Raw genomic sequence first — 11,353 nt, forward strand, 5'->3', positions numbered from 1 at the left:
ATCCAAGCAAGAAGAAAGTGGTGAAGGAGCAGCAGCCATTTTCTAAATACGTCTATTTGAAAGGATGCTTAGAAAATAACGGATAATGAAGAAAGGAAACATCTTCGCTTAAACGAGAACCAGGATCTGCAATGACAAAATGAGAAGTGGGTTGAAACAAAGCGACAAAAACGAAACATAAGACATTTTCTAGATTTCTTGAGATAATAAAAGAGAAGAGGAGGCGATAGAATGAAGGTCGTATTGATTCGACATGGCGAAAGTGAAGCAAATTTCGAAAATTATTGGACAGGGTGGCTGGATGTTTCTCTGACCGAAAAAGGCCGACAACAAGCTTGGGCTGCGGGTGAACAGATCAAAACCTTAGGGATTACTTTTGATTTTGCCTTTGCATCTGTGCTTCAACGAACGATCATCACCTGCGATGCCGTTTTGGAAGCCAGCAATCAACTTTGGGTTCCTGTGATAAAAACATGGCGCCTAAATGAACGTCATTATGGCCAATTAGTAGGGGTCAATAAAGGTGAGATGGTGGCAAAGTATGGAAAAGAACAGGTGCAAAAATGGCGACGTGGATATGATGAACCGCCTTTATATGTGGAGGAAAATGATTTAGACCGCCGCTATGATTCTTTAGACCCCCGCTTGATACCTAAGGGCGAAAATCTGGGGATGGTGGTGGCGCGAGTAGTCCCATTTTGGCAAGACCAGGTGGTTCCGTTACTTAAAGATCATAAGAATATTCTCATTACTGGTCATGGGAACAGCTTGCGGGCGTTAGTCAAGTACTTGGAGAACGTGCCCAAAGATGCCATGGATACGATCGATATTCCTAACGCACAGCCGATCATTTATGAGTTTGATAGCCAGGCAAACTTGATTAAACGGGCGTAATAACGAACATTTATAGAAGAAACCGCATTTTCGTTTGATGTTACATCGAAAATGTGGTTTTGTTGTGCTATAATAAGAAAAATTTAATGAAAGGCGGGAGGATATGAAAGCCGTATTAACCGTTATTGGAAAAGACAAGGTTGGGATCATTGCTGGTGTCAGCCAGAAATTAGCAGAATTAGAAATCAATATTTTAGATGTGTCCCAAACGATCATGGAAGATTACTTCACGATGATGATGCTTTTAAACATGGATGCCAATCAGGATTTTGACGGTATTCGTGAGGAGCTTCACCAAGTAGGTCAGACATTAGGTGTGAAAATCAGCATTCAAAATCAAGAAATTTTTGATACCATGCACAAATTATAGGAGGCACTATGGAGACAAATCAAATACTTGAAACCATTCGCATGGTGGAAGAAGAAAATTTAGATATTCGTACGATCACGATGGGGATCTCATTATTGGATTGTATTGACGCCGATATTGATCGTACCTGTGAGAAAATTTTTCAAAAAATTACAACAAAAGCTAAAGACCTTGTCAAAGTCGGCGAAGAGATCGAAAGTGAATATGGTATTCCAATCATTAACAAGCGGATTTCGGTTACCCCTGTAGCGATCGTAGTGGCCGCTTGCCAGCCGACGCCAGCCGACTGTATCAAAGTTGCGCAGACCTTGGATCGAGCGGCGCAAGAAGTTGGGGTCAATTTCATCGGCGGCTATAGTGCGCTAGTAGAAAAAGGCTATCAAGGCGGCGACCTTGCATTGATCGAATCGATTCCAGAAGCCTTGGCACAAACCAATTTTGTCTGTTCGTCGGTCAATATTGGATCAACGAAAGCCGGAATCAACATGGATGCAGTGCGTTTGATGGGAGAAACAGTCAAGAAGACTGCTGAAGCATCAGATATGGGCTGTGCAAAGCTGGTTGTTTTTGCCAATGCAGTGGAAGACAATCCCTTTATGGCGGGGGCTTTTCATGGGGTCGGTGAAGCTGATGTGGAAATCAACGTCGGTGTCAGCGGACCTGGTGTCGTCAAACGTGCCTTGGAAAAAGTCAAAGGGGAGTCCTTTGATGTCGTGGCGGAAACCGTTAAAAAAACTGCCTTCAAGATCACACGGATGGGGCAGTTAGTCGGGCGCGTTGCTTCAGAGCGCTTAGGCGTTCCATTTGGGATCGTCGATCTTTCGCTGGCACCGACTCCTGCAGTCGGCGATAGCGTGGCATTGATTTTAGAAGAAATGGGCTTAGAATCTGTCGGTACCCACGGAACGACAGCTGCTTTGGCCTTGTTAAATGATGCAGTCAAAAAAGGCGGCGTAATGGCCTGCAACCATGTTGGTGGTCTGTCGGGTGCCTTTATCCCCGTTTCTGAAGACGCAGGGATGATCAAAGCAGTAGAAGCTGGTTTATTGAATTTAGAAAAACTTGAAGCCATGACGGCAATCTGCTCTGTCGGTTTAGATATGATTGCGATTCCGGGAGATACTTCGGCTGAGACGATCGCCGCAATGATCGCGGATGAAGCAGCGATCGGTGTCATCAACCACAAGACGACAGCGGTTCGAATCATTCCAGCGAAAGACAAAGAAATCGGCGATCGCATCGAGTTTGGTGGTTTATTAGGGACGGCGCCAGTGATGAAAACCAATCCTGCGCAGTCTACCGATTTCATTTTGCGTGGCGGCCGTATTCCCGCACCGATCCATTCATTTAAAAACTAGCTCGTGTTCATTTTGTAAGAAAATATGATGAAGTGACCTTTAAAAGACTAATCAGAATGCTGTCTTTTAAAGGTTTTTTGGTCCTGTTACTATTTTTTTCATTCCTAAGACGGATGTTTTTTTGTTTGGAATCGAATACAATGAAAGATAACACGATAAAAAGGGGTGGTAAAATGAAGAAAATCTTCCAACTTGGGATGTTGGTTTTTATTGGTTTGATGGGATTTTTTGTCCTTCAACCATCAATTGCCTTTGGACAGACATTTGTTCGTGATGATGCCGGGGTCCTTTCACAAGAGACGATCGAACAGATCGATGCCTTGAATAAAGAGGGGTTCCAATCATTGACCGGAGCGCCAGAATATGCTGTGATCACAATCCCTTCCTTAGATGGGCAATCGATTGAAGAGCGTAATTTGGAACTGTTCAATGAGTATGGTTTAGGAAATCCAGAGGACAATAATGGACTATTGTTTCTCTTTGCTATTGATGATCGTGAATTTCGTCTGGGTTATGGCGATGGACTATCCTATGTCTTCAGTGAGCTATCGGAAGATGATTTAGTGGATGAAGATGCCAAAGACGCATTACGAGATGAAGATTATGATACAGCGATATTGGCAGCTTCTAATGAAGTCTATCAGCGCATGAAAGAAGCGGATGAAACGATTGGTTTAGGGACGATCTATCAAGATGGCAAGCAAATGTTAGCAGAAAAACAGGCACAAGAAGCAGAAGCCAACAAGCAGATGTGGTTCACTATTGGAAAAATCGTTAGTGGTGTTGTAGCGGCAGCAGCTGCAGGCCTTGTAGGGTTCATTAGTTTTCGTCATCTTAAAACCAAACAGCGTTTTGCAGAGCACCTGCCGTTGCCGAAACATCTCTTAGAAGATAGTCACTTCCAACAGAAAGATTTCTTGAAATGGGCTAGCAATAGAAAGAACTATCAGCGTTACCATCAGTATCAGACAGCCAAAGATTGTCAACAAGCATTTACGCAGTATGTGACGAGTACTTACGTGCCAGCGAAATTGAGTTCGGTCACTGGATTGTCGACAGCAGATAAACGAGTCATCCAACATGCCTTGACGAATCCGGCAATTGGGGCCTATTTTTCAAATCTGCTGATGAAGAAAAAAACCACGGTCAAACATTTCGGTCAGGTGATCCTTACACAACATGACACCTTAAAAACCTATGAAGCCCAATTAGGCAGGGAAGTGTCTGAACGGATGGCAGACTACGATTTAACTGATGCGGTGTTACCCGAAAATCTGCCTTTAGCAGATGCTTATCGAGCAGAAATAGCCAAGCAAGCCAAAGAAGAGATCAGAAGACGCAATGAGCAAGGGCGATACTTAGCGCAACTTGTGACGGAAAAAGCGACCTATCCTGAGATGGTACAAGCCATTCCAAAAGAAGTTTCTAATGTTCTAGCGGAAGTGAAAACAGATGCCTTGTTCCAAGTTGACTTGAAACAGGTTTATCAAAATCACCCAGATTTAGCGAACAAATTATCCTCATTTGATGCTTCTGATCGAGCAGCCGTTTTGAATAATGCTCGCCAAGAGTATGACCCCCATGGTATGAATATGGCGTTGTTCTTTGTAATGATGAATAATCATGTGACCCATCAAGAACAAGTCATTGCCGATACGCAAAGTTCTTCGAATGATTTTGGCGGCTTTAGCGGAGGAAGCAGCAGCGGTGGCGGTGTTTCTGGTAGCTGGTAATTTTTCGTAGTGAGGAACGTTCATTGTTCTGCAATGCATTCGCTTGCATGTAGGTTTGTGCAAGCGGAAGGATTGTATGGTCAATGGCGTTTTTTCTTGTAGAGGAAATCCCTTGATAAATAAGACAAACCAAACAAAGTGTGGTAAACTTTTTAGAGTTACTGAAAATGAATGGAACTTTCATTCATTTGAAAAAGGGAGAAAACGAGGGATATCATGTACCAATCTTACATATGGGATTTTGACGGAACACTTTACGACAGCTACCCAATCATGTTAAAAGCTTTTATCAAGACATTGAAGGAGTATGGCTTTGATCCAGATCCAGCGGAGATTTATTATATACTGAAAGATTCATCTTCCAAAAAAGTTGCTGAAAAATACAACTTAGATTTTCAAGAGTTCACTAAAGCATTCAAAGCAAATGAAGCGCTGGATGATCGTTTGCCGCTTTCTTTTGCAGGAACCAAAGAAACATTAGAAGCCGTGGTTGCTGCTGGGGGCAAGAACTACATTTTGACCCACCGCGATGTCGTCTCAACGAAAGAGTTGTTAGAAAAAGAACAGATGGCAGACCTGATCGTTGAGATCGTTGGCCCAGAAAACAACTTCCCCCGCAAACCGGATCCAACTTCCCTGATTTATCTTGTTGAAAAGTATCAACTAGACAAAGATCAGACTGTCATGATCGGTGATCGCACGATGGATGTTTTTGCAGGACAAGGAGCAGGGGTCAAGACGATATTTTATGATATAGAAGGTCTCTTAAAAGATGTATCTGCCGACCATACCGTCCAATCAATGGCTGAAATACAAGAAATCATTAAGTCTTGAGAAATCAAGGCTTTTTTTGTGCATAGAAAGTAAGTCATTCAGTACTCATGATGAACGGTACAAACGTAGTTCTCATTGATCTTCTAGTCTCGGCACAACAAACCAAAAACAAGTCACGCCATTTTTCGACTCAGCACCATATTCGAAGGCATGAGAAGTCAAAATGGTTTTTACGATCGCTAAGCCGATGCCGGTTCCTTCTTTATGTCCTGCTTGATGTTGGACGCGTTGGTATCTTTCCCAAATAAGTTCGAGTTGTTCTGGAGGGATATCTTTTCCAGGGTTGATGATAGCAACTTTTGTTCCTGCAGCTGTATTCGTCAATTTGATCAAGAGTCGTTCATTTTTTGGTGTATGGTTGATGCCATTGTTTATTAAATTACGCAAGACTTGTTCCATTTTGATGCGATCAAAAAGAGCATTTCCATTCGTACTATCTGCTTCAAAATCGACAGTGATGTCATATTGATTGGCGATCCCTCTTGCGTAAGCAACGACGGAGGAAACCACCTCGTATGTATTCCAAACTTCATTTTTTAGTTGTGTATAGCCTGCTTGCATAATAGAGAAATCCATGATGTCATCGACCATGGCACTCATACGGTGGGCTTCGCTGATAATTAGGTCCATATGTTCTTTTCGAAGTCGTTCATCGCTTCCAGATACATCACGTACCATCTCCCCATAACCAGTGATTAACGCAAGGGGGGAGCGTAGTTCATGAGAAACGTTGGCAATCACTTCTTTTCGCAACACGTCTACTCGCTGAAGTTCTGTGCTTAAATCCGCAACTGATTCAGAAAGTGTTCCTAATTCATCTCCACGGTTGAGTTTTGGCACTGAATAAAGTTCACCCTTCGTTAGGCGAACAATAGCTTCTTTGATCGTTTTGATTGGACGAATAAAATGTTGTGCCAAAAAAAAGGAGATTGTTGACGCAAAAATAGTTAATATGATGGTGAATAGAAAGAGCTGTTGACGATTCAACCTCTGAAGCGCTTCGATTTGAGTGATGGTATTTGAAAGCAAAAGGGCAGCTGGACGTTGGAAAAGAGTCATAGGGACGCCAATAAGAATGGCAGAAGATTTTTCAAAGTTTTCTACGGTACTAAGACTCTCCCCATTGAGGACAGTTGGCGCATGTGATAATAACCAGTTGTATTCGTTTTTCAACCCGTCTATGTTCAGTTTCTGTCCATTATTATATGCAGAAAGGATTTCACCGGAATCATCGATTAAGAAGAGAGTTCCAACAATTGTTTTACTGAGGAAAAGTAATGGCTCATCTGGTAAACCAGTAGGATCTACTGCCATATCTTCAAGAGAAGTAGCTGTTTCTTGAACGGTTTCCAGAAGTGATTCTTTCGTTGTGTTGATATAATTTGGTTCAAAGAGTAAAATTTGAACGGTCCATAAAAAAGCGATACCAATGATGACCAGCAACATATTGGCGGACCAAAGTCGAATAAGTAATTTGCTTTTGAAATAATTGAATCCTAACCGACTAGTCTTCATAATCAAATTTATACCCTACCCCCCAAACCGTCTGGATTAATTCTCGATAATCGCCTAGACGCTCTCTTAACGATTTGATGTGTGTGTCCACTGTCCTGGTATCACCAAAATAATCAAAGCCCCAGACACCTTCCAAAATAGATTCTCGGCTCAATGCGATATGATTGTTTTTCGTTAGATAGACCAGCAGGTCAAATTCTTTCGGTGTTAGCGGCAAAGGTTCCCCTTTGATCGTCACGGTATGTGAAAAAACATTGACCTCGAGATCACCAAAAACGATCTTTTCGAACTGAAACTGAATGCTCCGTTTCAACACAGCTTTGATGCGAGCCATTAACTCTTTAGGACTAAATGGCTTAGCGATGTAATCATCGGCACCAAGATTGAAGCCAAAGAGTTTATCGTACTCTTCTTTTCGAGCGGTAATCATGATGACTGGCGTGTTACAGCTCCCTCTGATTTCCGAAAGCGTCTGAAAGCCATCTTTTCCCGGCATCATGACATCTAAGAGGATCAAATCAAATGAACGATTGGCTAGTTTTTCCAGTGTTTCATTTCCATCTGATGCTTCAAAACAAAGGTAGCCTTCGATCTCCGCATAGGTTTTCACTAAGGCACGCATATGGGTGTCATCATCAACAATCAATAATTTTTGCAATTTTGGTCACATCCTAACAATTAAATTATATTTTTTAAATTATATCACAGCGTGCTGGTTAGTTTGACAGGGAAATGCCCTTTTGAAAAATAATTGTTCTTTCCCTCACAGGATTATCACAAATACCCAATACTATAGAGATATATTCGATCGAAAGGGGCGCTTTTACGATGCATGACTCTCGCATGCTAAATAAGAATAAAGCGAAAAAAAATCGTAAGCTAGTCGGTCATTGGTTGTACATCATCAGTTTTGTACTTTTTATGGGGTTCTCTGCACGTCTGATTTACATTGTTCAAGTTGGCGTCATCGCAGGCGTCTCTTTGTCTGAAAGAATAGAACATTTGTATTATCGTTCCAGACCGATTGAAACAAGGCGAGGCTCAATCTTTGATCGACAAGGGTCTGTGATTGCACAAGACGTTCTTTCTTATACTGTTCGAGCAATTCTTTCTGAAGATTACATTGATAATGGACGACCTATGTATCTAGGCAGAGAGAATTTTGAGGAAACAGCAACGATTCTTTCAGAGTATTTACCTATTTCAAACGATCAAGTTTTGACTATTTTGACAAACGGTGTGAATCAAACGGAACCACCTGCATATCAAGTGGAATTTGGCAGTGTGGGGAGTGGTCTAAGTGTGACTATTAGAAATCAAATTCAATCGGCCCTTGATGCAGCTGGAATCAATGGCATTTATTTCGAGGCTCGTACAAGTCGCAGCTATCCGAATGGCATCTTTTCTTCACATTTGATAGGCACGACCTCAGATGATGAAGAGATTCGTGTCGGTGTATCTGGGTTAGAATATGTAATGAACCATTTCCTGAGCAATCAAAACGGGCGAGAGTCCTTTCAAGTCAATGCTTCAGGGAATCCTGTTCCTGCAACCAATCAAACGGTTGAAGAAGGCATTGACGGACAAGATGTTTGGACGACATTAGATGCGCATTTGCAGTTATTCACTGAATCTCTGATGGATGAAGTTTTGGAAGAAACGCGGCCAGAAAATTTAACTGCTTTATTAATGGATGCCAAAACGGGTGAAATTTTAACGATGGCTCAAAGACCGACTTTTCATCCAGAGACCCAAGAGGGGATTGATGATGCGCATTTTATATGGCGCAACCTTTTCACAGAAGAGATGTATGAACCTGGTTCGACCTTGAAGCTGGCAACCGTTGCGACAGCAATTGATGAAGGAGTGTTTGATCCCACGGAACGTTATAATCCAGTGAGTATGCAGATTGAAGATCGACTCATCAGTGACCACGACTCAGGGGCAAATGGTGAGCTGACGATGCGGCAAGCGTTAGCTTGGTCTAGCAACACAGGGATGGTTCGTCTTCAGCAGCGGATCGGCGGTGAAATATGGGCGCAGTATTTAGCTGATTTTGGACTAGGGAAAGTTACTGGAAGTGAGCTTTTCGGTGAGGTACCAGGTATCTTACCTTCAAGAAATCGGGTTGATCAAGCTATGAATTCATATGGTCATGCGATTGGTGTTAATCAGATGCAGATGATGCAGTTATTTAGTGCATTTGCCAATGGTGGCGAGATGATTCGTCCCCAATTGATTCGGCAAGTGGGGGAAGAGACCCAAGTTTTTCCAGAAGTCGTTTCCCAGCCTATTTCACAAACAGCGGCTGATGCTGTATTGGAATACATGACCGATGTAGTGACGGATGAACGTTATGGCACCGCTTATGATGTATACCAACTAACGAACCATGAGATTTCTGTCAAAACTGGGACAGCTCAGATTGCCAATGAGAATGGTCAAGGCTACCTGACAGGAGAGTTTGATTATATTTATTCGGCGGTCTCGATCTATCCAACGGATGATCCACAGTTTATTCTTTACCTCACCATCAAACGTCCAGAAAAGTACGATCGTCATACATTGGCTAAAATCGCCAATCCTTTGATGGAGCGTTCGATGGCACTGCAAAATTTTCGTGAGTAAAAAAAATTTCTTAACAGGAGCTTAAAAAGACATAGACCATCTAAGAAATTTCATGCTGCAACTGGTCAACTTCCCACAGGAATGATAGTCTTTAGAAAAGACAAGAAGGCTTCTTCAGCGATCTAAACTAAGGATGAGTGAAGTGGATCACCGATCGCCTTACAGCTAGCAGATAAAAAAATCATTGACGGAGGAGTCGTATGAAAAAACTAAAATTCTTATTCAAAAGCATTTTTCTCATCGGGCTTCTTTATTTTGCAAGCCAGATGATCACATGGCATGACGGTCGTTTGGCCTTTCGGGATGCCCGCCTCAACGAGATCACTCAAACTATCTCTTCCCGATTTTCTCTTTCACAAGATGCTTCAGACAGACAAGTGGAAGAAACGCCTGCTCAGACACATTTATACAATGAATCACGACAAGTGATTGAAGAAACCTTTGGAGAAGCAATCAATGAATCAGCGAATCGGTATGGATTAACGTGGACATCCTACCACGATGATTTTCGTAACTTCATGATGGTGATGTATGATGAGAATGATATCGCGCAAGGAATCTATACGAACCAAGATACCCTGCATATCGATGACACGCTAGGAATCGGGTCTTCAAAAGCCAGCGTTCGTAATCAGATGGGCACGCGTCAAGAAAGTTTTCAACGAGGATCACGACGGTATCGAATCCAGCCAGATGCGAACTATGATCTCTTCTTACATGATGATCAATTGATTACTTTTTTCTATGATGTTCATGCCGAAGACACAGTGACCGCGATCCAAATCATCAATCAAGAGCTAGAGGTCTTGCATGCAGATGATTTTAGGCAAAATCAGACAGCGGTATTAAGCGGTCTGCGTACGCAGCTGTTTGAACTTACGAATGCGACTCGAGTAAAATTTGGATTGGAGCCATTAGAATTTAGTGCTGCAACAAGTGAGACTGCCCGTAAGCATAGCCAAGATATGGCTGAAAATCGGTATTTTGATCATATTGCTTTGGATGGGTCAAGCCCCTTTGATCGGATGCAAGAAGACGGGATCAGCTTCACCGCCGCAGGAGAAAACTTAGCATTTGGCCAAGCCAGCAGCATTTACGCTCACCAAGGCTTAATGAATTCAGAAGGACATCGGGCAACGATCTTAACTGAAGGGTATGACTACCTGGGGATCGGTATTGCGATCGATACCAGCGAACAGCCTTATTATACAACGTTGTATCATCGAGGCTCGGCGTCGTGAATTCCTGAATTGCGTGAAACAGAAACTCTTAACTAGTGAAAAAGTCGACACGTGGAAAGTGTTGACTTTTTTTCTGTCCTTGATTACTTTTTGCGTATTTCATCTATGAGGTGGTGAAAATGGATCGATGGAAAATGCTTAAAGATTACTGGCGGATTGCACTTGTAGGTGCGGTGCTGGTGGTTTTGTTGATTATCTGGTTTGTGCCGTTTTCGCAGAACAAAGAAACAAACTGGCATTCAATGGCAGATGCAGCAGGGCAAACGTCTGAAATGGGAGAAGGTGGAACCCTTCAAGAAGATAGTCCTCATGATGAAGAATCTGAGATCGTCATAGATATCAAAGGGGAAGTGCACCAACCGGGCATTTATCGCTTAAAATCAGGTGCGCGGATGTATGAACTGATCGAACAAGCAGGTGGTCTGACAGAAGAGGCGTTAGAAACAGCGATAAACTTAGCACAAGTGTTGCAAGATCAACAGATGGTGATCGTTCTCCATCAAGAGGATGAAGGGTTTATGGAGATAAATGCTTCAGGAGTAAGTAGCAGCCAGACAGTAGTGACACAAATCAATCTGAATCAAGCCAATGCGCAGCAACTGCAAGAACTGCCGGGTGTGGGTGCCAAAAAAGCAGAAGCAATCATCGCTTACCGCGAAGAATATGGTTTTTTTAAACAGATTGATGACCTAAAAAAGATCACAGGCATCGGAGAGAAGACCTTTGAGTCCTTGAAAGAGATGATTACAGTGACGGACTGAACCAAATAAAAGTAAGCAA

Annotated in this window: 10 protein-coding genes; 8 read left to right on the plus strand and 2 right to left on the minus strand. The window is 42.5% G+C overall.

What is annotated here, in order from left to right; genetic code table 11:
- Positions 1 to 231 precede the first annotated feature (231 nt).
- The 5 genes from IGI78_RS07405 (at position 232) to IGI78_RS07425 (ending at position 5,189) form a co-directional block, all read left to right on the plus strand.
- On the plus strand, positions 232 to 894 hold the full coding sequence (locus IGI78_RS07405) for a 2,3-bisphosphoglycerate-dependent phosphoglycerate mutase (protein ID WP_140966301.1): 663 nt from the start codon (positions 232 to 234) through the stop codon (positions 892 to 894).
- Positions 895 to 997: 103 nt separating this feature from the next.
- Positions 998 to 1,264, plus strand: coding sequence for an ACT domain-containing protein (locus tag IGI78_RS07410; protein WP_081118964.1), 267 nt, complete (start codon positions 998 to 1,000; stop codon positions 1,262 to 1,264).
- Positions 1,265 to 1,272: 8 nt separating this feature from the next.
- Positions 1,273 to 2,622, plus strand: coding sequence for a PFL family protein (locus tag IGI78_RS07415; protein ID WP_140966300.1), 1,350 nt, complete (start codon positions 1,273 to 1,275; stop codon positions 2,620 to 2,622).
- 140 nt (positions 2,623 to 2,762) lie between these two features.
- Positions 2,763 to 4,355 (plus strand): TPM domain-containing protein, encoded by a 1,593-nt coding sequence (locus tag IGI78_RS07420; RefSeq protein ID WP_140966299.1) that lies wholly within the window; start codon positions 2,763 to 2,765, stop codon positions 4,353 to 4,355.
- Positions 4,356 to 4,571: 216 nt separating this feature from the next.
- Positions 4,572 to 5,189 (plus strand): HAD-IA family hydrolase, encoded by a 618-nt coding sequence (locus IGI78_RS07425; protein ID WP_005230151.1) that lies wholly within the window; start codon positions 4,572 to 4,574, stop codon positions 5,187 to 5,189.
- A 72-nt stretch (positions 5,190 to 5,261) separates the two neighbouring features.
- On the opposite strand, the gene IGI78_RS07430 is transcribed toward IGI78_RS07425, so the two are convergent.
- Positions 5,262 to 6,704: a sensor histidine kinase gene (locus IGI78_RS07430; protein ID WP_195265846.1), complete on the minus strand. Its 1,443-nt coding sequence runs from the start codon at positions 6,702 to 6,704 to the stop codon at positions 5,262 to 5,264.
- Complete coding sequence (locus IGI78_RS07435; protein ID WP_140966298.1) at positions 6,694 to 7,362, minus strand: response regulator transcription factor; 669 nt, start codon at positions 7,360 to 7,362, stop codon at positions 6,694 to 6,696. The genes IGI78_RS07430 and IGI78_RS07435 overlap by 11 nt, the downstream gene beginning before the upstream one ends.
- A gap of 185 nt (positions 7,363 to 7,547) precedes the next feature.
- On the opposite strand from IGI78_RS07435, the gene IGI78_RS07440 reads away from it, so the two are divergent.
- The 3 genes from IGI78_RS07440 (at position 7,548) to IGI78_RS07450 (ending at position 11,334) form a co-directional block, all read left to right on the plus strand.
- Positions 7,548 to 9,332, plus strand: coding sequence for a penicillin-binding transpeptidase domain-containing protein (locus IGI78_RS07440; protein WP_229045598.1), 1,785 nt, complete (start codon positions 7,548 to 7,550; stop codon positions 9,330 to 9,332).
- A 200-nt stretch (positions 9,333 to 9,532) separates the two neighbouring features.
- A complete protein-coding gene (locus IGI78_RS07445) occupies positions 9,533 to 10,573 on the plus strand; it encodes a CAP domain-containing protein (protein WP_140966296.1) in 1,041 nt (346 codons plus the stop codon).
- Between the two features lie 119 nt (positions 10,574 to 10,692).
- Positions 10,693 to 11,334 (plus strand): ComEA family DNA-binding protein, encoded by a 642-nt coding sequence (locus IGI78_RS07450; RefSeq protein ID WP_140966295.1) that lies wholly within the window; start codon positions 10,693 to 10,695, stop codon positions 11,332 to 11,334.
- Positions 11,335 to 11,353: the final 19 nt, after the last annotated feature.

This window comes from Enterococcus sp. DIV1767, from assembly GCF_050542585.1.
GTDB lineage: Bacteria > Bacillota > Bacilli > Lactobacillales > Enterococcaceae > Enterococcus_D > Enterococcus_D innesii.

What these genes read in the sequence shown, in the direction of transcription:
- IGI78_RS07405 (WP_140966301.1), top strand. Translation starts at nt 232, where the DNA reads ATGAAGGTCGTATTGATTCGACATGGCGAAAGTGAAGCAAATTTCGAA.
- IGI78_RS07410 (WP_081118964.1), top strand. Translation starts at nt 998, where the DNA reads ATGAAAGCCGTATTAACCGTTATTGGAAAAGACAAGGTTGGGATCATT.
- IGI78_RS07415 (WP_140966300.1), top strand. Translation starts at nt 1,273, where the DNA reads ATGGAGACAAATCAAATACTTGAAACCATTCGCATGGTGGAAGAAGAA.
- IGI78_RS07420 (WP_140966299.1), top strand. Translation starts at nt 2,763, where the DNA reads ATGAAAGATAACACGATAAAAAGGGGTGGTAAAATGAAGAAAATCTTC.
- IGI78_RS07425 (WP_005230151.1), top strand. Translation starts at nt 4,572, where the DNA reads ATGTACCAATCTTACATATGGGATTTTGACGGAACACTTTACGACAGC.
- IGI78_RS07430 (WP_195265846.1), bottom strand. Translation starts at nt 6,704, where the DNA reads ATGAAGACTAGTCGGTTAGGATTCAATTATTTCAAAAGCAAATTACTT.
- IGI78_RS07440 (WP_229045598.1), top strand. Translation starts at nt 7,548, where the DNA reads ATGCTAAATAAGAATAAAGCGAAAAAAAATCGTAAGCTAGTCGGTCAT.
- IGI78_RS07445 (WP_140966296.1), top strand. Translation starts at nt 9,533, where the DNA reads ATGAAAAAACTAAAATTCTTATTCAAAAGCATTTTTCTCATCGGGCTT.
- IGI78_RS07450 (WP_140966295.1), top strand. Translation starts at nt 10,693, where the DNA reads ATGGATCGATGGAAAATGCTTAAAGATTACTGGCGGATTGCACTTGTA.